This window comes from Dactylosporangium sp. CA-052675 (assembly GCF_050947935.1).
Classification (GTDB): domain Bacteria; phylum Actinomycetota; class Actinomycetes; order Mycobacteriales; family Micromonosporaceae; genus Dactylosporangium.
Genome location: NZ_CP192010.1, coordinates 2,341,676 through 2,364,372, shown reverse-complemented (window position 1 = coordinate 2,364,372; position 22,697 = coordinate 2,341,676). Strand labels below are relative to the sequence as shown.

22 protein-coding genes and 2 pseudogenes are annotated in these 22,697 nt (G+C 76.4%); 15 read left to right on the top strand and 9 right to left on the bottom strand.

The features are described from left to right. Positions 1–21 precede the first annotated feature (21 nt). The gene (locus tag ACQP1P_RS10605; RefSeq protein ID WP_433085460.1) at positions 22–672 is read right to left on the bottom strand and encodes a hypothetical protein; all 651 of its coding nucleotides are present in this window, start codon (positions 670–672) and stop codon (positions 22–24) included. Between the two features lie 113 nt (positions 673–785). On the opposite strand from ACQP1P_RS10605, the gene ACQP1P_RS10600 reads away from it, so the two are divergent. Further along, positions 786–2,525 (top strand): ABC transporter ATP-binding protein, encoded by a 1,740-nt coding sequence (locus ACQP1P_RS10600; protein ID WP_433085458.1) that lies wholly within the window; start codon positions 786–788, stop codon positions 2,523–2,525. Positions 2,526–2,628: 103 nt separating this feature from the next. On the opposite strand, the gene ACQP1P_RS10595 is transcribed toward ACQP1P_RS10600, so the two are convergent. The 3 genes from ACQP1P_RS10595 to ACQP1P_RS10585 are packed head-to-tail and all read right to left on the bottom strand — an operon-like array spanning position 2,629 to position 4,587. Continuing rightward, positions 2,629–3,204 (bottom strand): HdeD family acid-resistance protein, encoded by a 576-nt coding sequence (locus ACQP1P_RS10595; RefSeq protein WP_433085456.1) that lies wholly within the window; start codon positions 3,202–3,204, stop codon positions 2,629–2,631. 13 nt (positions 3,205–3,217) lie between these two features. Further along, a complete protein-coding gene (locus ACQP1P_RS10590; RefSeq protein WP_433085454.1) occupies positions 3,218–4,000 on the bottom strand; it encodes a DnaJ C-terminal domain-containing protein in 783 nt (260 codons plus the stop codon). 29 nt (positions 4,001–4,029) lie between these two features. Beyond that, a complete protein-coding gene (locus ACQP1P_RS10585; RefSeq protein ID WP_433085452.1) occupies positions 4,030–4,587 on the bottom strand; it encodes an Hsp20/alpha crystallin family protein in 558 nt (185 codons plus the stop codon). Between the two features lie 155 nt (positions 4,588–4,742). Here ACQP1P_RS10585 and ACQP1P_RS10580 point away from each other — a divergent pair, with 155 nt between their 5' ends. Further along, positions 4,743–5,138 (top strand): DUF2267 domain-containing protein, encoded by a 396-nt coding sequence (locus ACQP1P_RS10580; protein ID WP_433085450.1) that lies wholly within the window; start codon positions 4,743–4,745, stop codon positions 5,136–5,138. Here the strand turns inward: ACQP1P_RS10580 and ACQP1P_RS10575 are convergent. Both ACQP1P_RS10575 and ACQP1P_RS10570 read right to left on the bottom strand, forming a co-directional pair. Next, positions 5,135–5,974 (bottom strand): NAD-dependent epimerase/dehydratase family protein, encoded by an 840-nt coding sequence (locus tag ACQP1P_RS10575; RefSeq protein ID WP_433085448.1) that lies wholly within the window; start codon positions 5,972–5,974, stop codon positions 5,135–5,137. The genes ACQP1P_RS10580 and ACQP1P_RS10575 overlap by 4 nt on opposite strands. Before the next feature lie 78 nt (positions 5,975–6,052). Next, positions 6,053–7,084: an NAD-dependent epimerase/dehydratase family protein gene (locus ACQP1P_RS10570; protein ID WP_433085446.1), complete on the bottom strand. Its 1,032-nt coding sequence runs from the start codon at positions 7,082–7,084 to the stop codon at positions 6,053–6,055. A gap of 112 nt (positions 7,085–7,196) precedes the next feature. Here ACQP1P_RS10570 and ACQP1P_RS10565 point away from each other — a divergent pair. From ACQP1P_RS10565 to ACQP1P_RS10515, 11 genes and pseudogenes are all read left to right on the top strand, one after another. Continuing rightward, a pseudogene (locus ACQP1P_RS10565) lies at positions 7,197–7,855 on the top strand (glycosyltransferase family 2 protein). Beyond that, complete coding sequence (locus ACQP1P_RS10560) at positions 7,852–8,481, top strand: TIGR04282 family arsenosugar biosynthesis glycosyltransferase (protein ID WP_433085444.1); 630 nt, start codon at positions 7,852–7,854, stop codon at positions 8,479–8,481. The pseudogene ACQP1P_RS10565 and the gene ACQP1P_RS10560 overlap by 4 nt, the downstream one beginning before the upstream one ends. Further along, a complete protein-coding gene (locus ACQP1P_RS10555) occupies positions 8,478–9,131 on the top strand; it encodes a methyltransferase domain-containing protein (RefSeq protein ID WP_433085442.1) in 654 nt (217 codons plus the stop codon). Before ACQP1P_RS10560 ends, ACQP1P_RS10555 begins: the two co-directional genes overlap by 4 nt. Further along, complete coding sequence (locus ACQP1P_RS10550; protein ID WP_433085440.1) at positions 9,107–10,219, top strand: molybdopterin-dependent oxidoreductase; 1,113 nt, start codon at positions 9,107–9,109, stop codon at positions 10,217–10,219. The genes ACQP1P_RS10555 and ACQP1P_RS10550 overlap by 25 nt, the downstream gene beginning before the upstream one ends. Further along, on the top strand, positions 10,216–10,623 hold the full coding sequence (locus ACQP1P_RS10545) for a hypothetical protein (protein ID WP_433085438.1): 408 nt from the start codon (positions 10,216–10,218) through the stop codon (positions 10,621–10,623). The genes ACQP1P_RS10550 and ACQP1P_RS10545 overlap by 4 nt, the downstream gene beginning before the upstream one ends. Continuing rightward, the gene (locus ACQP1P_RS10540) at positions 10,620–11,879 is read left to right on the top strand and encodes a glycosyltransferase 87 family protein (protein WP_433085436.1); all 1,260 of its coding nucleotides are present in this window, start codon (positions 10,620–10,622) and stop codon (positions 11,877–11,879) included. Before ACQP1P_RS10545 ends, ACQP1P_RS10540 begins: the two co-directional genes overlap by 4 nt. Positions 11,880–11,888: 9 nt before the next feature. After that, on the top strand, positions 11,889–12,173 hold the full coding sequence (locus ACQP1P_RS10535; protein ID WP_433085434.1) for a YciI family protein: 285 nt from the start codon (positions 11,889–11,891) through the stop codon (positions 12,171–12,173). Positions 12,174–12,258: 85 nt separating this feature from the next. Further along, positions 12,259–13,104, top strand: coding sequence for an SWIM zinc finger family protein (locus tag ACQP1P_RS10530; protein WP_433085432.1), 846 nt, complete (start codon positions 12,259–12,261; stop codon positions 13,102–13,104). A 256-nt stretch (positions 13,105–13,360) separates the two neighbouring features. Further along, positions 13,361–14,032: pseudogene (locus ACQP1P_RS10525) on the top strand (ABC transporter ATP-binding protein); the annotation flags it as partial. A gap of 50 nt (positions 14,033–14,082) precedes the next feature. Continuing rightward, positions 14,083–15,099 (top strand): ABC transporter permease subunit, encoded by a 1,017-nt coding sequence (locus ACQP1P_RS10520; RefSeq protein WP_433085430.1) that lies wholly within the window; start codon positions 14,083–14,085, stop codon positions 15,097–15,099. Positions 15,100–15,304: 205 nt separating this feature from the next. Then, entirely contained in the window at positions 15,305–15,928 is a 624-nt protein-coding gene (locus ACQP1P_RS10515; protein WP_433085428.1) for a hypothetical protein, read from the top strand. Positions 15,929–16,098: 170 nt separating this feature from the next. Here the strand turns inward: ACQP1P_RS10515 and ACQP1P_RS10510 are convergent, their stop codons facing one another. Continuing rightward, complete coding sequence (locus ACQP1P_RS10510) at positions 16,099–17,421, bottom strand: hypothetical protein (protein ID WP_433085426.1); 1,323 nt, start codon at positions 17,419–17,421, stop codon at positions 16,099–16,101. 269 nt (positions 17,422–17,690) lie between these two features. Here ACQP1P_RS10510 and ACQP1P_RS10505 point away from each other — a divergent pair, with 269 nt between their 5' ends. After that, a complete protein-coding gene (locus ACQP1P_RS10505) occupies positions 17,691–18,422 on the top strand; it encodes a DUF3105 domain-containing protein (protein ID WP_433085424.1) in 732 nt (243 codons plus the stop codon). Continuing rightward, positions 18,406–19,317, top strand: coding sequence for a septum formation family protein (locus ACQP1P_RS10500; RefSeq protein ID WP_433085422.1), 912 nt, complete (start codon positions 18,406–18,408; stop codon positions 19,315–19,317). Before ACQP1P_RS10505 ends, ACQP1P_RS10500 begins: the two co-directional genes overlap by 17 nt. Here the strand turns inward: ACQP1P_RS10500 and ACQP1P_RS10495 are convergent. After that, a complete protein-coding gene (locus tag ACQP1P_RS10495; protein ID WP_433085420.1) occupies positions 19,291–19,704 on the bottom strand; it encodes a hypothetical protein in 414 nt (137 codons plus the stop codon). The two genes, ACQP1P_RS10500 and ACQP1P_RS10495, sit on opposite strands and share 27 nt — an antisense overlap. Further along, positions 19,701–22,592: a DEAD/DEAH box helicase gene (locus ACQP1P_RS10490; protein ID WP_433085418.1), complete on the bottom strand. Its 2,892-nt coding sequence runs from the start codon at positions 22,590–22,592 to the stop codon at positions 19,701–19,703. Before ACQP1P_RS10490 ends, ACQP1P_RS10495 begins: the two co-directional genes overlap by 4 nt. Positions 22,593–22,697: the final 105 nt, after the last annotated feature.

Genomic DNA, 22,697 nt, shown 5'->3' with positions numbered 1-22,697 from the left:
CGTGGGGTCGTGCGGCGGTGCTCAGTTCGGGCGCAGCGGGCGGCCCTGGCCGTCGACCGGGCGCCCGGCCAGCATCATGATCCCGTCGATGACGAACCACAGCCACAGGCCGACGGCCGCCAGCCACGGAACGAAGAACAGCAGCCAGCCGCAGACGATCGACGTCCAGCCGACCACGACACTCAGCACGAGCTGGGTCACGCCGAGCGCGATGTTGCCCGCGTAGAGCCGCCCGATGCCGCCGAGGCAGAAGAACAGGCCCGGCAGCAGCTGCAGCAGGCCGCCGACGAGCTTGCTCTTGTCGGAGTAGGGCTGGCCGGTCAGCGGGTCGTAGGCCGCCACGGCGACCGGGTAGGCCGCGGGCTGGCCGTAGGCGGCCTGCGGGTATCCGGCGGCCTGGCCGTAGGGGTCGTACGCGCCGCCCGAGGCCGGGGCGCCCGAGACCGGCGGCAGCTGGTAGGCGGTGCCGTAGGGCTGGCCCGAGGCCGGCACGCCCGACGCGGGGGGCGCGGACATCGGGGGCGGCAGGGCGGGCTGGCCGTACGGATCGGACTGTCCATAGGGCACCGGCGGCTGGCCGTAGGGCGACGGCTGCTGACCGTACGGCTGCTGCTGACCGTAGGGGTCCGGCTGCCCATACGGATTGGGGGTTCCATACGGTGGCTGCGTCATGACGTGCAGGCTACAACGCCGGTACGCGGATTTTCGCCCCGCTTTCGGGTGTGACGCGGCCGACGTCCGGCACGACTTCCGGACGCCCCGGAGCACCGAAAAGAATGACCCGCATGGACTTCGACGGCCGCCGTCCGGTGCGCACGACCATGCGCCTGCTCGCGCCCGGCAAGTGGCGACTGCTCCTGGCCACGCTCGCGTTCGCCGTCAAGGACAGCCCCATCTGGCTGCTGCCCCTGCTCACCGCCAACATCATCGACGTCGTGGTGCAGCACCGGCCGATCGCGCAGCTGTGGCTCAACGCCGCCGTGCTCGCCGTGATCCTGCTGCAGAACATCCCGATGCACATGCTGTGGGTGCGCCAGATGAGCCTCATCGTGCGCCACCTCGGCACCGACCTGCGCTCCGAGCTCGCCGGGCGGCTGCAGCAGCTGTCGATCGCGTTCCACGCCCGCGCGGGCGGGAGCCTGCTGCAGACCAAGCTGGTGCGCGACGTGGAGAACGTCGAGCTGATGCTGCAGCAGGTGGCGGCCTCCGGTACCTCCGCGATCCTCACCCTGCTCGGCGCGCTCACGCTGACCGCGATGCGGGTGCCGCAGTTCGTGCCGCTGTTCCTGCTGGTCGTGCCGTGCACCGCGGCGCTGGTGGCGATGGTGCGCCGCCGGTCCGGGGCGCGCAACGCGGAGTTCCGGCGGCGGGTCGAGGAGCTCTCCGCGCGCGTGGACGAGATGGCCCACCTCATGCCGATCACCCGCGCCCACGCGCTGGAGCAGGAGGCCGTGCACCGGCTGCGCGGCACCGTCGAGGACGTCCGCACCGCGGGGCTGCGCCTGGACATGGTCAACGGGCGGTTCGGCGCGATGTCCTGGGTGACCTACCAACTGCTCGGCGCGGCCTGCCTGGTCGGCGCGGGCTGGGCCGCGTGGACGGGCGTCGCGCCGGTGAGCGCGGGCGACGTGGTGCTGCTCAGCACGTACTTCGCGGTGCTCACCAGCTCCGTCATCGGCCTCTTCGGCCTCGCCCCCATCGTGACCAAGGGCCTCGAGTCGATCCGCTCGATCGGCGAGGTGCTCTGCGCGCCCGACCTGGAGCGCAACGAGGGCAAGGAGCGCGTCGGCGCGGTGCGCGGCGAGATCGTGCTGGAGGGCGTCGGCTACCGGTACCCGGAGTCGGGCGGCCCGGCGCTGACCGGCATCGACCTCGCCGTGGCCGCGGGCGAGACGATCGCGTTCGTGGGGCCGTCCGGCTCCGGCAAGTCGACGATGCTGAACCTGCTCATCGGGTTCATCCGGCCGAGCGAGGGCCGGGTCCGCCTCGACGGGCGGGACATGGAGGAGATCGACCTGCGGACCTATCGGAGGTTCGTCTCGGTCGTACCGCAGGAGCCCGTCCTGTTCGACGGGACGATCTGGGAGAACGTGACGTACGGCCGCCGCGACCTGGATGAGCGGACCGTCACGCGGGCCCTGCGCGACGCCAACGCGCTGGGCTTCGTGGAGGACCTCCCGCACGGCTGGGACACGATGGTGGGCGAGCGCGGCGCGCTGCTCTCCGGCGGGCAGCGGCAGCGGCTCGCGATCGCCCGGGCGCTCGTGCGCGACCCGCGGGTGCTGCTGCTGGACGAGGCGACCTCGGCCCTGGACAGCGAGTCCGAGGCTCTGGTGCAGGAGGCCCTGGCGCGGCTCATGCGCGGGCGCACCACGTTCGTCGTCGCGCACCGCCTCGCCACGATCCGCAACGCCGACCGGATCGCCGTGCTGGCCGGTGGGCGGCTGGCGGAGCTCGGGACCCATGCCGACCTGCTCGCCCGGGGCGGCCTCTTCGCACGCCTGCACGGGCTGCAGTCGGTCTGAGGCCGGCCCGCGGGGGCACGGGTCCACTGTGGACATCCACCGTTCCGGGCCGGGGCCCCGCGCACGGCGCGCGGCCCCGCCGGCTGACACCACGCGGCGACGGTCAGTGCGCGGCCGCCATCCGGCCCCGGCCCGTGCCCTGGTGCAGCAGCTGGTACGCGGCCACGATCAGCAGCACGCCGCTCACGATCGCGTACACCCCGATGGCCCAGGCGATGGCCAGCGCCCCCGCGGCCGGGCGGACCATGATGAACAGGCCGGCCACGATCGCCAGGGCGCCGATGAGGGCCATCGACCAGCCGCCGTGCTGGCGGGTCGCGAGCCACAGGTCCGCCAGGCCCGTGACGACCGCCCAGATGCCGACCAGGATGGCGAGCGCCACCGCGGTGACCCCGGGCCAGGCGATCGCGAGCACGCCGAGGACCAGCCCGACGAGCCCGGCCACGCCGCGGGCCACCCGCGGGCCGGTGCCGTCCGCGAACCCGGTGACCGGGTTCGACGGCCCCGGCGCCGGGCGGATCGCGTGCACGATCTGCTCGATGCCGGTCACGATGGCGAAGACGCCGAACAGCAGGGCCAGCGCGATCACCGTCACGCCGGGCCAGATGACCGCGAGGATGCCGAACACGACGGCGAGGACGCCGCGGATGCCCAGCAGCCAGGCTTCCCTCTTGAGCATGGGATCCCCTCTCTCAGGCTGATTCGTCTCGGGGGTCGAACGGCGACTCGCGGGCCAGCGAGCCGAACAGGGCGCGCTCACCCGGGGTGAGGTGCTCCGGCACGACGATGCGCAGCTCCGCGAACAGGTCACCGGGCGCGCCGCGGGGGTTGGGCAGCCCGTGCCCGCGCAGCCGCACGCGCCGGCCGGACGACGAGCCGGCCGGCACCTCCAGCCGCACGTCGCCGCCGGGCAGGCCGACGGGGACCACGGCGCCGAGGGCCGCCTCCCACGGGCTGATGGGCACCGCGACCCGGACGTCCCGCCCGGCGACCCGCAATCGAGGATGGGGCGCCAGGTGTACCTCGAGCAGCAGATCCCCCGCGACGCCCCCGCGCACGCCGGGCTCGCCGCGACCGGGCAGCCGCAGCCGCTCCCCGTCGGCCACGCCGGGTGGGACGTGCACGTCGTACTGCCGTGGCCGCCCCGCCGGCCCGGCCACGGTCACCCGCCGCCGGCCCCCGGTGTAGGCGACCTCGACGCCGACGGTGACCTCGGCCCGCAGGTCGGCTCCGCGTGCGCCGCGGAAGAGCCAACTGGAGAGGTCGACGTCGCCGCGCCCGCGGGTCCGGGCCCGGGCGACGAGCCAGCGGTACGCCGCGCTGATCTCCTTGAACCGCTCCTCCGCGCCCGGTTCGGTGCTGACGTCCGGGTGGTGGCGGCGGGCCAGGCGCCGGTACGCGCGCTGGATCTCCTCCCGCCCGGCCCCCCGGGGCACGCCGAGCACCTCGTACGGGTCGCGGGTCGCGGCGGCCACGACGGCCGTCCCCGCGCCGCGGCCGCGCCTCAGGCCGTCGCGCTCCGGCCGACCTGCCCGGTGCTGCCCACGCCCGTGGAGCCGACCTGCTGGCTCGCCGGGCCGGGACGCGCCTGGCCCTCCTTCATCTGCTTCGCGTGCGCGGCCGGGGTGTCCGGCACGCCGGGCCGCACCTCCGAGCGCCCCTCGCCGCGCCCCTCGCGGCCGTGGATCGCGATGCGGCGGGCCTGCCGTCCGGCGGTCTTGGGCGCGATGATCGTGAGCACCCCGCCCTCCAGGTCGGCCGCGACCGCGTCGGCGTCGATGTCGCCGGGCAGGGCCACCAGGTACTCGAACTCGCCCGTCCGCCGCGCGTGGTGGCGCAGCGTGCCGGTGCGCTCGGGCTCCCGGATCGAGCCGTAGACCCGCAGCTCGCTGTCGCGCAGCTCGATCTCCACGTCGCCGGGGGCCACCCCGGGCAGGTCCAGGTCGATGCGGAACGCCTCGCTCGTCTCCTCGATGTCGACGGGCGCGCCGCTCGTCACGGGCAGGCCCAGCGCCGGATACATGGCCAGCGACCGGCGGGGACGGGTGACCAGCAGTGTCATGGTGAGCCTCCCAGGGAAGCGGGCTGCCTGTACCCCGCCATGCTGGGCGAGCACCGGGTGACCCGGTCCCACCCGGACGGGATGACCACATTCACGTCCCGCCCGTCCCGCCCGAGTGATGGCCGCTCACCTCCGCGGCGGGCAGCGTTCGCGGCATGTACGAAGACGTGTTCATCGCGGAGGTACGCGACAAGACCGGCATCACCGATCCCGAGCGCGCGCGCCGGGCCCTGCGCGGCGTGCTGCACGCCCTGGCCACCCGGCTGCCGGACGGCTGGGTCCACCACCTGGCCGCCGAGTTGCCGCCGACCCTGGCCGAGCCGCTGTGGTCCTTCCAGCACCTGTACGACCAGGAGGTCCACCTGGACTTTCTCGCCGACGTGTCCGCGCGCGCCGCGGTGGCGCCCGAGGAGGCCGAGCGCCTGGCCCGGGCGGTCTTCGCCACCGTGGCCAGCGCCTGCGACCCGGCCCTGCTCCGGCGGGTGTACCAGCCGCTGACCAGCGACGTGCTCGCGCTGACCGAGGCCGACGCGTCGCTGCTGCCCGCCTAGCCCGCGCGCAGCTCCTCGACCAGCGACGGGCCGCTCGGCGTCCAGCCGAGCTCGCGGGCCTTCGCGCCGGAGGCCTGCTGGTCGAGCAGCAGCGCGTCCGCGAACTGCTCACCGAGCCGCGCGCGGGACTCGCCGGCCGTCTCCGGCGCGACGCCGGCCCCGCCCGCGGCCGCCTCGGCCAGCTCCCGCACGGTCGGGTTCACGCCGGAGGCGACGACCAGCCGGCCGAGGCCGGAGCCGCGCTCGAGGACCAGGCGGTACACGACCGCGACGTCGTCCACGTGGACGCTCGTCCAGTGCTGGGAGCCGTCGCCGACGAGCCGGACCCTGCCCCGCTCGTCGCGGGCGGGCGCGAGCACGCCGGCCGGGATGCCGCCGCCGCGGCCGTAGACGATGCCGGGCGCCACGATGCTCGTGGGCTGGTCCGCCTCCAGGACGGACCGCTCGACCGGCACCCGCCACGCGGTCAGGGCCGGCGGGGCGAGCGGCGAGTCCTCGGTGATGTCGGGGTTGTCGCCCCAGAGCCAGATGCCGCTCGTGTGGACGTACGGCGTCCCCGCCCGCATCGCCGCGGCGACGATCGCCTGGTCGAACTCGACGGTGTCGGGCCCGCCGGTGGCCGCGATGTGCGCGGCGGCGTCGCCCTCGGCGAAGCGGGCCGCGGTCCAGCCAGCGTCGAACAGGTCCCCGACGGCCGGCTCGGCCCCGTGCTTGCGCGCCTTGTCCGCGGCCTCGTCGCTGCGCACCAGCGCGGTGACGGCGTGCCCGGCGGCGACGAGCTCCCGCACCACGGCCGACCCGATGTACCCGGTTCCCCCGGTCAACACGATCCTCATGGAAGGACACGCTAGGCCCCGGGGCGCCGTCGCGCGCCGTGTCGTACGACTCGGAATACCGCGGGCGGCGACGGGGTTTCAGGCGCGCAGCGCGGCGGTCGCGAACTCGCGCAGGCCCTCCGCGAGCCCGATCGCGGCCGTGAAGCCCAGCTCGCGCCGGGCCCGGGCCGCGGAGGCGACGACGTGGCGCACGTCCCCGGCCCGGAACTCGCCGGTCACGACCGGCTCGGGGCCGCCGGTCGCGGCGGCCAGGCCCGCGGCCAGGTCGCCGACCGTCGTGGGCCGCCCCGAGGCGATGTTGTACGCCCGGAAGCCCGCCCGCCCGGTGGCGTCCACGGCCGCCAGGTTGGCCGCGGCGACGTCGGTGACGTGGACGAAGTCGCGGCGCTGCCCGCCGTCCTCGAACACGCGCGGCGCCCGCCCGGCCTGCAGCGCCGAGCGGAAGATCGCCGCCACGCCGCTGTAGGGCGTGTCGCGGGGCATGCCGGGGCCGTAGACGTTGTGGTAGCGCAGGGCGGCCACGGCCCCGCCCGCGCCGGCCGCCCACGCCGCGGCGAGGTGTTCCTGGGCCGTCTTCGTCGCCGCGTACACGCTGCGCGGGCGCAGCGCGGCGTCCTCGTCGACCTCGCCCGGCTCGAGCGCCGCGCCGCAGGCCGGGCAGCGCGCCTCGAACCGCCCGGCGGCCAGGTCGGCGGGCGTGCGCTCGGCGGGCTCCGTCGCGCCGTGGCGCGGGCAGGCGTACGCACCCTCGCCGTAGACCACCATCGAGCTGGCCAGCACCAGCCGGAGCACGCCGGCCCGGGCCATCCCGGCCAGCAGCACCGCGGTGCCGAGGTCGTTGCAGCCGGCGTACTCCGGCAGGTCCGCCAGGTCCACGCCCATGCCCACCAGCGCGGCCTGGTGCACCACGACGTCGACGCCGGCCAGCGCCCCGGCGACCGCGGCCGCGTCGCGCACGTCCGCGCGCAGCAACGGCCCGCCCTCCGGCGCGGTGCGGTGGGCCTTGGGGTGCAGCAGGTCCAGGACGGTGACGTCGTGGCCGGCCGCCCGCAGCGCGGCGACGACGTGGGTGCCGATGAACCCGGCGCCGCCGGTGACGAGGATGCGCATGCCCCGACGCTACGGCGGCCCCGGCACGGCGGTGGCCCGCGTTCGCGGTTCGTAATGGTCTGTCAGCGTCTCGTAAGACCTCGCCCCCAAGATCATCGGTACCGTCCGGACCATGCCCGTGATCGATGTCGTCCTGCCCTGCCTCAACGAGGCGGCCGCGCTGCCGTGGGTGCTGTCCCGGATGCCGGCCGGTTTCCGCGCGATCGTGGCCGACAACGGCTCCGCCGACGGCTCCCCGCAGATCGCCGCGGCCCACGGCGCGACGGTCGTGCCCGCCGCCCCGCGCGGCTTCGGCGCGGCGGCCCACGCCGGGCTCTGCGCCGCCACCGCGGACGTCGTGTGCTTCATGGACGCCGACGGCTCGTTCGACCCCCGCCAGCTGCCCCGGGTCGCCGGCCCGGTCGCCGCCGGCGCGCACGACCTGCTGCTCGGCCGCCGCCGCCCACCACCCGCGGCGCCTGGCCGCTGCACGGCCGCGCCGGCAACGCGGTGGTCGCGTGGCGCCTGCGGCGCACCGCCGGCATCCCCGTGCACGACCTCGGCCCGATGCGGGCCGCCCGCCGCGACGCGCTGCTCGCGCTCGGCCTGACCGACCGCCGCTTCGGCTACCCGCTGGAGATGATGGTCCGGGCCGCGGCCGCGGGCTGGCGGATCGCCGAGGTCGACGTGGACTACGCGCCCCGCGCCGCCGGTGGCCGCTCGAAGGTGACCGGCACCGTCCGCGGCACCCTGCGCGCCGTGCGCGACATGTCCCGGGTGCTCGCGTCGTGAACGTGCAGGTGCTGCTGCTGGCCAAGACGCCGGTGCCGGGGCGGGTCAAGACGCGCCTGTGTCCACCGTGGACGCCCGAGCAGGCCGCGTCCCTCGCCGCCGCGGCGATCGCCGACACCGCGGACGTGCTGAGCGCCACCCCGGCGGTGGCCCGCACCCTGGTCGTCGACGGCGACCTGGCCGCGCCGCACGGCTGGGGCCGGGTGCCGCAGCGCGGTGCCGGGCTCGGGGCGCGGCTCGCGGCGGCGTACGCCGACACCGCCCGCCCCGGCATCGCCACCATCCTCGTCGGCATGGACACCCCGCAGCTGCGGGTCGCCCACCTCGTCGCCGCCGCCGGGCGGCTGGCGAGCGCGGACGCCGTGCTCGGCCCGGCCGAGGACGGCGGCTGGTGGCTGCTCGGCCTGCGCGACCCCGCCGCGGCGGAGGTGCTCGCGGACGTGCCGATGTCCGCGGCGGACACCGGCGAGCGGACGCTCGAGGCGCTGCGGGCCCGGGGCCTGGCCGTGTCCACCACCGCGACGCTGCGGGACGTGGACACCGCGCCCGACGCGTTCGCGGCGGCGCGGGCGGCACCCGGTGGCCGGTTCGCCCGCGCGCTGCTCGTCGCCGAGGGGGCCCGGTGACGGCGCCCGTGGCGGTGTTCGGGGCGGCGCTGCGGCGGGCCGAGCGCGGCGAGCCGGCCGCGCTGCGGCTCGTCGGGCCCGACGGCGCGGCCGTGCGGGCGCTGGACCCGCACGCGTGGCACGGGGAGGCGCGGCCGGGCGACGGCGCGCTCGTGGCCCGGTGCCCGGACGGGACCGTGGACCTCGGCTGCGGGCCGGGGCGGCTCACCGCCGCCCTCGTCGCCGGCGGGCGGCGGGTGCTGGGCGTCGACGTGAGCCCGCAGGCGGTGCGCTACGCCCGCCGCCACGGCGCCCCCGTGCTGTGCCAGGACCTGTTCCGCCCGCTGCCGGGCGAGGGCGGCTGGCCCGGCGCCCTGCTCGCCGACGGCAACATCGGCATCGGCGGCGACCCGGTCCGGCTCCTGCGCCGCTGCCGCCGGCTGGTCGGCCCGGGCGGGACGGTGCTCGTGGAGGTCGACCCGCCGGGCGCGGGCAGCTGGAGCGGCCCGGTCGCGCTGGCCGACGAGCGCCGCGGCGGCCGCACGAGCGCCCCGTTCGCGTGGGCGTTCGTGGCCGCCGACGACCTCGCCGCGCCGGCCGCGGCCGCCGCGCTGGATCTGGTCGAGACGTGGACGGAGGCCGGCCGATGGTTCGCCCGCCTGCGTGGCTGACCCGGCCGGGCGGCGTGCGCGGCCCCCGGCTGACCGTGCACCTCGGGGCCTGGCTGGGCATCGCGTTCACGATCTGCCTCGTCACCGGGGTGCTGAGCCACTACGTCCAGCACCCGCCGGGCTGGTGGCACTGGCCGGCGCGGCCCGTGCAGCTGTACCGCATCACCCAGGGCCTGCACGTGGCGAGCGGGCTGGCGGCGGTACCGCTGCTGACCGCCAAGATCTGGTCGGTCTTCCCGAAGCTCTTCGCCTGGCCGCCGGTGCGCGGCCTCGGGCACGCCCTGGAGCGCGGGGCGGTCGGCCTGCTGTCGGCCGCGGCCGTCTTCGAGCTCGTGACGGGGGTGCTCAACATCGCGTACTGGTACTCGCTCATGCCCTTCGGCTTCATCGCCGCCCACTACTGGACCGCGTGGATCCTCGCCGGAGCGCTGCTGCTGCACCTGGCCGCGAAGCTCCCGGTGATCCGCGACGCCCGGCGGACCGAGCCGGCCGGCGACGGCGGCTGGACGCGGCGCGGCGTGCTGGCGCTCACCGGCACCGCGGCCGGGGCGATCACGCTCGCGACCGCGGGGCAGACCGTGGCCCCGCTGCGCCGCGTCTCGCTGCTCGCCCCGCGGCTGCCCGGCGTCGGGCCGCAGGGCGTGCCGGTGAACAAGACCGCCGCCGCGGCCGGGATCGTGCGGGTCGGCGAGTCCTACCGCCTGCTCGTCACCGGCCCCGCCGGCCGCCACGCGCTGAGCCTCGCCGACCTGCTCGCCCTGCCCCAGGCCGAGGCCGAGCTGCCGATCGCGTGCGTCGAGGGCTGGAGCGCGGGCGCCGTCTGGTCCGGGGTGCGCGTGGCCGACCTGCTGCGGCTCGTCGGCGCGGCCGGGACGGACCGGCCGGTCACCGTCGAGTCGCTGCAGGCCGGCGGGCCCTACCGCGCGTCGGTCCTCGAACCCGGCCCGGCCCGCGACCCGCTGACCCTGCTCGCGCTGCGCCTCGGCGGGGAGCCGCTGCACCTCGACCACGGCTACCCGTGCCGGCTCATCGCCCCGAACCGGCCCGGCGTGCTGCAGACCAAGTGGGTCGGGCGGGTGATCGCATGAGGGTGCTCCTCGCCCTGGCCGGCCTGGCCCTGCTCGGCTACGGGGTCGCCGGCTGGCTCGACGCGCCCGGCCACGAGCTGTGGGGCCGGCTCGTCTTCGCCGCGGCCGCGCTCGTGGCGCACGACTTCGTGGTCGTACCGCTGGTGCTCGCCACCGCCGCCCTGACCACGCGGTTCGTGCCCGAGCCGGCCCGGCGCCCGGTCCAGGCCGCCCTCGCGGTCGGGGCGGCCCTGAGCGCGGTCGCGCTCCCGTTCGTCATCGGCGCGGGCCGCATCGCCGACAACCCCTCCGCGTTCCCCCAGCACTACGGCCGCGGCCTGCTGATCCTGCTCGCGCTCACCGGGCTGAGCGCGGCCGCCTGGACCGCCGCGCGCCGGGCGCGTGGGCGGCGCCGGAAGCCGTGAAGCGGACCGTCGCCGCCGCGGCCGCCCTGGCCCTGCTGCTCGGCGCGCTGCTGCTGCCCGGCCGCTGGTACCTGCTGGCCTGGATCCCCTTCGCGGCGGGCGCCTGGCTCGTCGCGCGCACCGGCCGCCGGGCCGCGCTGGTCCTCGTGCTGCTCGGCGGCGCCCTGCTGCCCCTCGCCGCGGCCGCCCACCCGCCGAACAGCAGCGACGACGTGTACCGCTACCTCTGGGACGGCCGCGTGCAGCGCGCCGGCATCGACCCGTACCGCCACCCGCCCGCCGCCCCGCAACTGCGCCCCCTGCGCGACGACACCCTGTGGCACCCGGGCGCGCCCTGGTGCGTGCCCGACGGCTGCACCCTCATCAACCGCCCGGCCGTGCCGACCATCTACCCGCCGGTGGCGGAGGCCCTCTTCGCCGCGCTCCCGGCCCGGGTCGGCGCCTTCCAGCTGGCGATGGCCGCCCTCGCCGCCGCGACGGGCGCGCTGCTGTGGTTCGCGCTGGCGTCCCTCGGCCGCGACCCGCGCCGCGCGGTGCTGTGGGCCTGGTGCCCGCTCGTGGCCCTGGAGGCCGGCAACAACGCGCACGCCGACGCGGCCGCGGTGTTCCTGGCCGCCCTCGCGCTGCTGCTCGCCGCCCGCGGCTCGAACGCCCGCGCGGGCGCGGTGCTGGGGCTGGCGATCGCCACCAAGCTCACCCCGGCCCTGCTGGTCCCGGCCCTGTCGCGGCGCCGCCCGCTCGTCGCGCTCGCGTCCGCGGCCGGCGCGGTCGCGGCCGTCTACCTGCCCCACGTGCTCGCCGTCGGGCCCGCGGTGCTCGGGTACCTGCCCGGCTACCTGCACGAGGAGGGCTACGCCGACGGCGCGCGCTTCGCCCTGCTCGGCCTGGTCCTGCCCCAAGCGCTCACCGCGCCGGCGGCCGTCCTGATCCTCGCCGCGGCCGCGGTGCTGGTGTGGCGGCGCGCCGACCCGGACCGGCCGTGGCGGGCCGCGGCCGCGATGGTCGCGGTGACGCTGCTCGTGGCCGCCCCCGCCTACCCGTGGTACGCGCTGCTGCTGGTCATGCTCGTGGCGTACGGGGCCCCGGCCGAGTGGCTCACCGTCGCCGCGGCCGCGTACCTCCCCCAGTTCGCCGGCGATCTCGGCCTGTCCACGGCGACCGCGCAGCGGATCGGCTACGGCGCGGCCCTGCTGGTGGTCGCGACCGGCCTGGCGCTGCGCGCGCGCTGGTCGGGGCGGCGGTCCCGGGCTGGGTAGACTCCCGGCATGTTCGTCATCACGCTGCGGTACACCGCCGGGCTCGACCGGATCGACGAGGCCCGCCAGGCCCACACCGACTGGGTCGACGGGCAGTACGACGCGGGCGTGTTCGTCGCCTCCGGCGCCATGGTGCCCCGCGAGGGCGGCGTGATCCTGGCCACCGGGCTGGAGCGCTCCGAGCTGGAGGCCCGCCTCGAGCAGGACCCGTTCCGCCGGCTCGGGCTGGCGGAGTACACCGTCGTGGAGTTCACCCCGCGCCGGGTCGCCGCCGGGCTGGAGCGTCTGCGGTGAGCGGTACGCAGCGCGCCGGGGTGGCCGCTCGCCGGGGGCGCCGCCGGTCCTCACGCCGGTGCCGGAGCGCAGCGGAGACGCCGGCGTGACGACGCCGGAGTACTGGGGGTCCCGGACCGTGCGCGTCGAGGGCGGCATCCGGGCCCGCAGCACGCGCGGGGCGATCGGCGAGAGCTGGTGGTCCAAGCGCTTCCTGGCCGTGCTCGAGTCCTTCGCGCTCGGCACCCGGCTGACCCGCGGCCGCAACTACGCCCGCGCCGGGCAGGTGCTGCGCCTGGACGTGGCGCCCGGCACGGTGACGGCGAGCGTGCAGGGCTCGCGGCCCCGGCCCTACGACGTGAGCATCGGCCTCGCCGTCTTCGGCGACGCGGTGTGGGCCGGCGTCGAGCGGGCCCTGGCCGCCGAGGCGCTCGGCGCGGCCAAGCTGCTCGCCGGCGAGCTGCCGCCGCACGTCGAAGACGTGTTCCTGGCCGCGGGCGCGCCGCTGTTCCCGGCCCGCTTCGCCGACCTGAGCATGCGCTGCAGCTGCCCGGACCAGGCGGTGCCGTGCAAACACCTGGCGGCCGCGTGCTTCCTGCTCGCCGAGCGCTTCGACGCCGACCCGTTCGACATCCTGCTCTGGCGCGGCCGGTCCCGGGCCGACCTGCTGGCCGCGCTGCGCACCCTGCGCGGCGGCGGTCCCGCCGAGGCGGACGAGCCCGAGCCGGCCCTCGCCGAGGTTGCGTCCCCCATCGGTACGGCCGGTGCGCTGGCCGACCTCGCCGAGCCGGACGTGGAGATCGAGCGCTTCTGGCTGTCCCCGGTCCCGCTGACCGGCCCGCCCCCGTCGCACGTCACCGAGCGCGATCTGCTGCTGCGTCAGCTCCCGGCCCCGCCCGCGGAGCTCGGCGGCGCGGAGACGCTGCGCCGCCTGCGCCGCTGGTACCGCTGACCCGCGCCACGACGCCGGCGGCGAGCCCGGGCACCCAGGCGGTCGCGTTGACGACGGTGACGGCAGGGAACCCATTGCGTCCGGCAGCGCCTTCGCCCACGTCGCCGCCACGACGGCCGCCCTCGTCGGGCACCAGGTACGCGCCCCGGCGACGGCCCGGGCGGTGAGGGCGGCCGCCGCGAACCGGCCGAAAGCACGATCGCGCCCCTGCTCCGGCACGATGTCCGGGCGCTCGCCGCCGCCGAGGATTCGACGCATGGCGAAATCTCCTGCGGTACTGCGGGCGGCCGCGCTGGACAAGCGCTACGGCCGCCGCAGCGCGCTGCGCGGCGTCGACCTCGACGTCCCGGCGCGGCGGATCATCGGGCTGGTCGGGCCCAACGGCGCCGGGAAGTCGACGCTGCTGCAACTGGCGTGCGGGCTCATCGAGCCGAGCGCGGGGACGCTGACGGTGCTCGGCGCCCGGCCCGCGGCCGGCGCGGCGCACCTGGCGCGGGTCGGGTTCGTGGCGCAGGACGCGCCCGTCTACGGCGGCCTGACCGTCGCCGAGCACCTGCGCATGGGCGCGCGGATGAACCCCGGCTGGGACGATGCCCTGGCGCGGCACCGGATCGGGCAGGCCGGGCTGCCGCTGAGCCAGAAGGCGGGGCGGCTCTCCGGCGGCCAGCGGGCCCAGCTGGCCCTGACCCTGGCCGCGGCCAAGCGCCCCGAGCTGCTCATCCTCGACGAGCCGGCGGCCGCCCTGGACCCGCTGGCCCGCGACGGCTTCCTGCGCGGCCTGCTCGAGTCCGTCGCCGAGCTCGGCGCCGCCGCGATCCTCAGCTCCCACCTGCTCGCCGACGTCGAACGGGTCTGCGACTACCTCATCGTGCTGGCCGGCGGGCGGGTGCGGCTGGCCGGGGACGTGCGCGAGCTGCGCGCGAACCACGGCGCGTCGCTGGAGGACCTGGTGCTCACGTCCCTGCGGGAGGCCGAGTCATGATCTGGATGAGCTGGCGGCAGTTCCGCGCCCAGGCGATCGCCGGCGTCCTCGTGCTGGGGGCCCTGGCGGCGTACCTCGTGATCACCGGCCTCGACATCCGCGCCGCGCGCGACGGGTACTCGGCGCAGTGCCGGGCCACCGGCGACTGCGCCGCCGCGATGGTCCGCCTCGTCGGCGACTACCGCACCCGGCTGCTCCTGCTCGCCGGCGTGCTCGGCCTCGTCCCGGTGCTGATCGGCATGTTCTGGGGCGCCCCGCTCATCGCCCGCGAGCTGGAGGCGGGCACCCACCGGCTGGCCTGGAACCAGAGCGTGACCCGGCGCCGCTGGCTGGCCGTGCGCCTCGGCACGGTGATCCTCGCCGCCGTGCTCGTCGCCGCGGCCGCGAGCGCCCTGCTGAGCTGGGCCGCGTCGCCGGTGGACGCGATCGCCGGCGACCGGTTCGGCACCGTCAACTTCGGCGCCCGGGCGTTGTCGCCGATCGGCCAGGCCGCGTTCGCGACGGTCCTCGGCGCGGTGACGGGCCTGCTGCTGCGCCGGACCCTGCCCGCGATGGCGGCCACCGGCCTGCTGGTGCTGGTCGTGCTCTTCGTGATGCCCAACGCGATCCGCCCGCACCTGATGCCGGCCCGCCACGCGACCCTGCCGATGACGGTGGAGGCGATCGACGCCGCCCACGGCCTCGGCACGCTGGGCAGCGCCCCGGTCCTCAAGGGCATCGAGCTGCCCGGCGTGTGGGTGACGTCGGTGAGCGAGCTGCTGACCGCCGACGGCCGCCCCCTGGACCCGAAGGTCTTCGACGACTGCCTGACGCGGGCCCCGAAGACGGGCGCGACTGGCACCTTCGGCGACTCCTCGGTGTGCCTGGCCGCCCGCGACCTGCACCTGGACGTCGCCTACCAGCCCAACGGGCGCTTCTGGACCTTCCAGTGCCTGGAGACGGCGCTGTACCTGCTGCTGACCGCGCTCGCCGGCGCGCTGGCCCTGTGGCGGGTCCGGCACACCTCGCGCTGATCCGCCCGGAAAGGCCGCGCGCCGCGGGGTGGATGGCGCGCGGCCGGTGGCGGGTCCGGCACACCCCGCGCTGATCCGCCGGGAAAGGCCGCGCGCCGCGGGGTGGATGGCGCGCGGCCGGTGGCGGGTCCGGCACACCCCGCGCTGATCCGCCCGGAAAGGCCGCGCGCTGCGGGGGTGGATGGGGCGCGATATCGTCGGCCGCATGGCGGCAGAGTGTGCGATCGATGGATGCGCCGTGCTCGCGATCGGGCGGTGCCGGGAGTGCGGCCGCGCGTTCTGCATGTCGCACCAGGCGCACAACGAGGTCACCGGCGAGGGGTACGCGGCGCTGTGCATCCAGTGCCTCGAGCGCCGCGCGCGGGTGGCCGGCGCCGACGCGCGGGCCGACGCGCGGGCCGCGACCGAGCGCACCTGGGTCACGTCCGGGCAGGCGGCGATGGACCTTTACGCGGCCGGGATCGCGCCGATCCCCGTGGTCGAGCGGCACTCGCGGTTCGTGCGGCAGCGCTTCGGCCGGGCGCGGGAGGAGATCGACGAGATCGAGGTCGGGGCGCTGTGGGTGATCGGGCGCTTCGAGTGGACCGAGATGCAGGAGATCCCGGAGACCCGCGAGTGGACGACCGGGCTGCTCGCGCGGCCCGCCGGCGGGTATCCGGTGGCGATGGTGGCCCGGGCCGTCGCGCGCTGCAAGGTGGTCGACGGGCTGGCCACGCTGGTGCGCGACGCGCCCTACGGGGACAGCTGGACGCAGCTGGAGCGGCGCGAGATCCCGCGGATCATCGCGGCGATCCGGGCCACGATCAGCGCGGAGAGCCCAGCGCGGTGAGCCGGGCCACGGGTCAGCGCGAGCCGGCCACGGTCAGCGCGAGCCGGCCACGGTCAGCGCGGAGAGCCCAGCGCGGTGAGCCGGGCCACGGGTCAGCGCGAGCCGGCCACGGTCAGCGCGGAGAGCCCAGCGCGGTGAGCCGGGCCACGGTCAGCGTGCGCCGGGCACGGTCAGCGCGGGGAGCCCAGCGCGGTGAGCGCGTCGAGGTAGCGCGGCGGCACCACGTTCGGGGCGTCGCCCTTGAAGGCCGCCTCGACCTCGGCGTCGGAGGGCAGCGCCGGCACCTGCGCGGCGAGGGCGGCCACGATCGGCGCGTCGTGCCAGTCGGGGTGCTCGGTCAGCATCCGCAGGGCGACCAGCGACTCCTCGATCTCGCCGACGCACTCGAACGGCTTGTGCGCGGTGAGGCCCATCAGCTCGCGATACCCCTCCAGCTGCGACAGGTCCGTGAACACGTCGGTGCCGAAGATGTGCACCAGCCGCTCGCGCCCGGTGAACGGGGCGAGGGCCAGGAAGACGAACCGGCACTTCGGGCAGTGCCCGCACCAGCGCTCGCTCGCGTCGCGCAGCTTGAAGGCCGCGTTGCAGCTCGTCACCACCTCGTCGTAGGTGGTGAACTTGGCGAACAGCCCGGCGATGTGCAGCTCCGACAGGCCGCGCAGGAGCGAGAAGTAGGCATCCCGCAGGCCGGCGTGGGTGAGCAGCGCGTCGCGCAGGTGCCGCTCGGCGGGCAGGCCCTTGGACCACTGGTGGTTGATGTCCCGCCCGAGCCAGCTGAGGTTCGGCACCGAGGCCGAGCTCTCGTTGGACATCACGACCGGCCCGAGCCCGTGCATGACCGAGGTGGCGACGGCGATCAGCGAGTTGATCGCGGTCACGGGGATGTGGCCGTTGTACGCCCCCGCCTCGTTCAGCTCCCGCATGCGCGGATCGAGCCGGCGCCGCACCGTGCGCACCGGCTGCGGCGAGACCGCCATGACGCTGGTGATGATCGCGTTCGGGTTGACGGAGAAGAGCACCGGGTCGAGCCCGGCCAGCTGCAGCGCCTCCATCGACACGATCGAGTCCTTGCCCCCGCCGACGGCGGCGAGCGGCGGGCCGTCCGGGGTGTGCTCCCAGCCCGGGCCGGCCGCGGTGCGCGCCGCGTCGATGGGCAGGTCGAGGACGTATTCGAGCTTGTTGCGGTAGGCGAACTCGCCCAGGCCCTCGTGGTAGAGCGCGCGCACCCACGGCAGCGCCCCCTCGGCGAGCGCGAGGTCCCCGAGCTCGACCCGGCGCGGCGCGGCGATCTTGTAGTAGGAGGTGGACGCGGCCACGTAGAGCAGGTCGAGCACCCGGTCGAGGGCCGGGGACTCGACGGAGGGCGGCCCGAAGTCGACGGTCTCGGTCAGCACGAGGTCACCGAGCGCATAGTGGAAGCGCGCCACGCCGGTCGCGGGGTCGAACTCCCGCCCGGGGAACCGCAGCGCCTCGACCTGCTCCCACGCGTTCACGCCGTCACTCCCATCCGGTGCCGCCAAGCCGACGCGCAATGGTAGCCCGCTGCCCACACCCGCACCCGGCACTCGGGCGCCGCCCCGACGGCGATAGCTGCCGATGGGCGACATGTCGGACATGTCGCGACGGAAGGCACCGGCGGATCAGGCCACCGCGACCAGCGGCGGACCTGGCAGCGACGGCGCGCAGCGCCGAGCGGTGTCTGGCGGGAGCGACGGCCCGCACCACGACGGACCCGAGCCATGCTCCCGGTAATCTCGGCGCCATGACGGGCCCCTACCCCGAGCCACCCCAGCAGCACCCGGCAGGTGCTTACCCGCCGCCCTACGCCCCCGGCCCGCCGCCCTTCGCACCCGGCCCGCCGGCCTTCGCCCCCGCGCCGCCGCCCTACGCTCCCGGGCCGCCGCCGCCGAAGAGCAGCCGCGGGCTCGTCATCGCCGTCGTGAGCGTCGTCGGGGTGCTCGCGCTGCTCTGCGCGGCCGGGGCCATCGGGGCTTTCTGGCTCGTCAACCGCGACGACGGCGGCAAGAGCGACGGCGGCGACATCGCCGGGCTCATCGACTACCGGCTCACCCACCCCGACTGGCTCGAGCGCGACCACCTGCCGGCCGAGGACACGCCGGCCTACCCGATGGTGCCGGCCGCGGGCGGCAAGCACTTCGGGATCTGGCAGCGCTGCGCCGGGGACGTGTACGACCAGCCGGTCATCGAGGGCCGCGCGGTGCACAGCCTCGAGCACGGGGCGGTCTGGATCACCTACCGGCCGAGCCTGGCCAAGGGTGACGTCGACCGGCTCGCCGGCAAGGTGCGCAACAACGACTTCATGCTCATGAGCCCGTACGAGGGGCAGCCCAGCCCGATCTCGCTGCAGGCCTGGGGCTACCAGCTGCGGGTCGACAAGGCCGACGACCCGCGGGTGGACGCGTTCGTCAAGCGGTTCCGCGAGACGGCCAGCCTCGAGCCGGGGACTCCCTGCAGCAATGGCCTCGCGGAGTAGGCGGCTGCCGTTGCTGCTGGCCGCCGTCCTCGCGACGGCGGCCTGTGGCGCGCCCGCGGGCGCCGACGGCGACCTGGTGAACGGGTGGGCGATGCTGCCCGCGGCCCGGTACGTCGCGCCCGCGGCCGGGCAGTGCCTGGCGGCCGGGCCGTTCAGCGCGTTCGAGCAGCCGAGCGCCGCGGTGCTCGCCGGGATCGACTGCGCCGAGCAGCACAGCGTCGAGGTGGTCGCGACCGGCACGGTGGCGGCGGACACGCTGCCGGCGTGGGACTCCGACCCGGTCCGGGCCGCCTACGCCGCGTGCGACCGGGCCGCCAGCGACTACGCCGGCGGCGACTGGCACACCGGCCGGCTCCTGCCGTTCCTGTCCCTGCCGAGCGGGCCGGCGTGGGCGGGCGGGGTCCGCACCTGGGTGTGCGGGCTCGCCGAGGCCGCCGACGACCTGTTCGCGCCGAAGCCGCGCACGGGCTCGCTGCGGGGAGGGCTCAAGGACCCGAGGCCGCTCGCGCTGTCGTGCGCGGCCCTCGACGGCGGGGACCTCACGCCGGACGGGTTCTACCGCAGCGTCGACGCGGTCACGCCGGTGAGCTGCACCGACCCGCACGACACCGAGTTCGTCGGGGTGTGGGCGGCCCCGGCGGGGGCGTTCCCGGCCGACGCGCAGGCGCTCAACGCGACCGTGAGCAAGGCCTGTTTCGCCGAGGTGGCGTCGTTCCTGGGGCTCAGTGCGCTGCAGCTGTACCAGCGCAAGGACGTCTACACCTTCTGGGACGGCCTCACGAGGTCCCAGTGGCAGCTGGGCGACCGCACCGCGCACTGCTTCCTGAACGTCTCGACGGCGAAGATCCTGCACTCGTCGCTCAAGGGGCTAGGCACCGATCCCCTCCCGGCCTAGCACGACGTCCAGCACGGCGCCGGGGTGGGCCGAGGGCGACTCGGCCAGCCGGGCCACCTCGATCGTCGCGGCCTCGGGCCGGCCCACGGCGGCGGCCAGCCGAATGCGCACGGGCGCCTGGCCCTCGGCGGGCAGGCCGCCGCGGAACACCCTGACCAGGGCGGCGAACGCCCGCGGCTCGTTGACGCCGGCCGGGAACACCACGAGCGCCCCGTCGCCGAGCATCTGCAGGTGTACCGCCAGGAAGTCGATCCCCGCCCGGGCGGCCGCCTGCTCGATCGCCCCGTGCAGGCGCCAGTGCAGCTCGGTGCGCGGCGGCGCCGGGGTGTCCGCGACGAGCGCGACGAACGCGCACAGGCGCCTGGCCTCGGCTAAGCCGTCGCTCACGCCGACACCGCCGCGGCGGGGTCGAGGGTGAGCAGGTCGCGCAGGTCGGCGGTGGACAGCTCGGTCAGCCAGCCCTCGCCGGTGCCGACGATCTGCCTGGCCAGGCCGCGCTTGCCGGCGATGAGCTCGGCGATCTTCTCCTCGACCGTGCCGGCGGTGACGAACTTGCGCACCTGCACCGCGCGGCGCTGGCCGATGCGGAAGGCGCGGTCGGTCGCCTGGTCCTCCACCGCCGGGTTCCACCAGCGGTCGACGTGGATCACGTGGTTGGCCGCGGTGAGGGTCAGGCCGGTGCCGCCCGCCTTGAGGGAGAGCACGAACAGCGGCGGCGAGGACGGCGACGCCTCCTGGAAACGGGCCACGAGCGCGTCGCGGGCCGCCTTGGGCACGCCGCCGTGCAGGAACGCGACCTCGCGGCCGAAGCGGGCGGAGAGCTCGGCGCGCAGCATGCCGCCGAACTCGGCGTACTGGGTGAAGATCAGCGCCCGCTCCCCCGCGGCGAGGATCTCCTCGGCCAGCTCCTCGAGCCGGGCGAGCTTGCCGCTGCGGCCGGGCAGGCGGCTGCCGTCACGCAGGGCCAGGGCCGGGTGGTCGCAGATCTGCTTGAGCCGGGTCATGGTCGCCAGCACCAGCCCGCGGCGCTCGATGCCCTGGCTGCTCTCGATGCGGGCCAGCATGTCGTCGACCACGGCCTGGTAGAGGCTGGCCTGCTCCGGGGTGAGGCTGCAGACCACGTCCATCTCCAGCTTCTCGGGCAGGTCCGAGATGATCGTGCGGTCGGTCTTCACCCGGCGCAACACGAACGGCTGGGTGATCCGCCGCAGCCGGGCGGCGGCCTCGGCGTCGCCGTCGCGCTCGATGGGCTCGGCGAAGCGCTCCTTGAACTTCGTCGCGCTGCCCAGCAGGCCCGGGTTGGCGAACTCCATGATCGACCACAGGTCGGCGAGGCGGTTCTCGACCGGGGTGCCGGTGACGGCGATGCGGTGCCGGGCGGGCAGCCGGCGTACCGCCGCCGCCTGCTTGGTCGCGGCGTTCTTGACGGCCTGGGCCTCGTCGAGCACGACCCGGTGCCACGGCACGGCGGCGAGCGCGTCGGCGTCGCGGGTCGCCACCGCGTAGGTGGTCACGACGACGTCGAAGTCCGCCGGGTCCAGCGCCCGCGCCCGGTCGGCGCCGTGGTGGACGTGCACCCGCAGGTCCGGCGCGAACTTCGCCGCCTCCCGCTGCCAGTTGCCGACCAGCGACATCGGGCAGACCAGCAGCGTCGGGCCGGGGGCGGCCCCGGCCAGCAGGGCGAGCAGCTGGACGGTCTTGCCCAGGCCCATGTCGTCGGCCAGGATGCCGCCGAGCCCGGCGGCCTCGAGGAAGCGCAGCCAGTTCAGCCCGCGCCGCTGGTACGGCCGCAGCTCCCCCCGGAACCCGGCGGGCACGTCGCCGTCGCCGACGCGCAGCTCGGCCTCGCCGCTGAGCAGGTCGCCGAGCCAGCCGTCGGCGGCGACCTCGACCACGGGCAGCCCGCCGGGCCCCTCCGCGGCGCCGCCGGCCAGGTTCAGCAGGTCGGCGACGGTCATCGCCTCCTGCTCGCGGTGGCGCTCGATGAAGGAGAGGCCCTCGGCGAGCCGGCGGGGGTCCAGCTCGACCCACTGGCCGCGGAGCCGGATCAGCGGGGCCTTGAGCTCGCTGAGGCGGCGCAGCTCGTCCTCGCTGAGCGGCTCGTCGCCGATCGCGAGCTCCCAGCGGTAGTCCACGACCGCGCCGAGGCCGAGGCCGCTGTCGGTGGCGACCGTGCCCGGTGCGGTACCGCCGCCGCCGTCCTTGATCTTCAAGCGGGCGCCCAGGCGGGCCGAGGCCTTGCGCCACCAGCCCGGGAGCACGACGCCGAAGCCGGCCGCGGCCAGCAGCGGGGCGTTCTCGCTGAGCAGGCGATGGGCGCCGTCGGTGTCGAGGCGCAGCGCCACCGGGCGGGCCTCGCGCAGCGCGTCCTCGAGCGCCGGGTAGAGCCGGCTGGCCCGCCCGAGCTCGGCCAGCAGCGTCTCCTGGGGGGCGGGGATGTGCCGCTGCAGCGCCTTGAGCGCCCCGCGGGATCGCCACACCCGCTCGGCCGCGACGACGAGGGTGGGCTCGTCGGCGGCCTGCAGCGCGAACTCGAGCGTCCAGTGCGGGTCGGGCGCGGGCTCCTCCCCGGCCTCGGGCTCCGGCGGCTCGACCAGCCGGAAGCAGGCGCGCACCGAGCCGCCGACGGCGTCGGCCTCCCAGGCGGCGAGGCGCTCGGCGAGGGCCGGCGGCACGTCCCCCGGCAGCCGGCGATCCCGGCCGGTCAGGGCCGTGAGCCAGCCGATGCCGTCCTCCCGCTCCGGCCGGGCGGCCGCGTCGACGAATGCGTCCAGCGCCTCGGCGACGGCGGCGGCCCGGGTCACGCCGGGTGTGGCGGCGAGGGCGGCCGAGGGCAGGGCCAGGGCCAGGGCACGGGCGTGCGCGGCGTCGCGGCCGGTGAGCACCGGCGCCCAGCGGGCCTGCGGCCCCACGATCGCGGGCAGCATCCGGCCGCGGGCGACCAGCGTGGCCGCGAACTCGGCCAGGCTCACGAACCACTCGGTGGACTGGGCCAGCGCGATGTCCTCGCCCGCCAGCCCGGGCAGCCCGCGCAGCAGGCCGAGGGCGTCGTCCGGCTCGTACTCGACGGTCGCCACCGGCCAGGGCCGCAGCCGCGCCCCGGCGGCGACGGCCGGCCAGGGCTCGGGCCGCCGGTCGCGGGTCGGCAGACGCAGGGTGCGCTCGGCCGCGATGCCGGTGTCGCCGTCGAGGTTGAGGCCCGCGAGCGCCCGGCCGGCCTCCTCGGCCCACAGGCCGACCCGGCCTTCCACCCAGAGCGCATGGACCACGAGCACCGGTGCAGCGTAGTGGAGTCCCAGCGTATCGACGGGATGAGACCTCTGTTCAGTGACCGGTGTCGTTGTTACCATCCGGTAATCCGAGTCGTTTTCACGTTGACT

Bases quoted from the DNA above. Each gene is read 5' to 3' on its own strand.
- ACQP1P_RS10605 (WP_433085460.1), bottom strand. From the start codon at position 672: ATGACGCAGCCACCGTATGGAACCCCCAATCCGTATGGGCAGCCGGAC.
- ACQP1P_RS10600 (WP_433085458.1), top strand. From the start codon at position 786: ATGGACTTCGACGGCCGCCGTCCGGTGCGCACGACCATGCGCCTGCTC.
- ACQP1P_RS10595 (WP_433085456.1), bottom strand. From the start codon at position 3,204: ATGCTCAAGAGGGAAGCCTGGCTGCTGGGCATCCGCGGCGTCCTCGCC.
- ACQP1P_RS10585 (WP_433085452.1), bottom strand. From the start codon at position 4,587: ATGACACTGCTGGTCACCCGTCCCCGCCGGTCGCTGGCCATGTATCCG.
- ACQP1P_RS10580 (WP_433085450.1), top strand. From the start codon at position 4,743: ATGTACGAAGACGTGTTCATCGCGGAGGTACGCGACAAGACCGGCATC.
- ACQP1P_RS10575 (WP_433085448.1), bottom strand. From the start codon at position 5,974: ATGAGGATCGTGTTGACCGGGGGAACCGGGTACATCGGGTCGGCCGTG.
- ACQP1P_RS10570 (WP_433085446.1), bottom strand. From the start codon at position 7,084: ATGCGCATCCTCGTCACCGGCGGCGCCGGGTTCATCGGCACCCACGTC.
- ACQP1P_RS10550 (WP_433085440.1), top strand. From the start codon at position 9,107: ATGGTTCGCCCGCCTGCGTGGCTGACCCGGCCGGGCGGCGTGCGCGGC.
- ACQP1P_RS10545 (WP_433085438.1), top strand. From the start codon at position 10,216: ATGAGGGTGCTCCTCGCCCTGGCCGGCCTGGCCCTGCTCGGCTACGGG.
- ACQP1P_RS10535 (WP_433085434.1), top strand. From the start codon at position 11,889: ATGTTCGTCATCACGCTGCGGTACACCGCCGGGCTCGACCGGATCGAC.
- ACQP1P_RS10520 (WP_433085430.1), top strand. From the start codon at position 14,083: ATGATCTGGATGAGCTGGCGGCAGTTCCGCGCCCAGGCGATCGCCGGC.
- ACQP1P_RS10515 (WP_433085428.1), top strand. From the start codon at position 15,305: ATGGCGGCAGAGTGTGCGATCGATGGATGCGCCGTGCTCGCGATCGGG.
- ACQP1P_RS10505 (WP_433085424.1), top strand. From the start codon at position 17,691: ATGACGGGCCCCTACCCCGAGCCACCCCAGCAGCACCCGGCAGGTGCT.
- ACQP1P_RS10500 (WP_433085422.1), top strand. From the start codon at position 18,406: ATGGCCTCGCGGAGTAGGCGGCTGCCGTTGCTGCTGGCCGCCGTCCTC.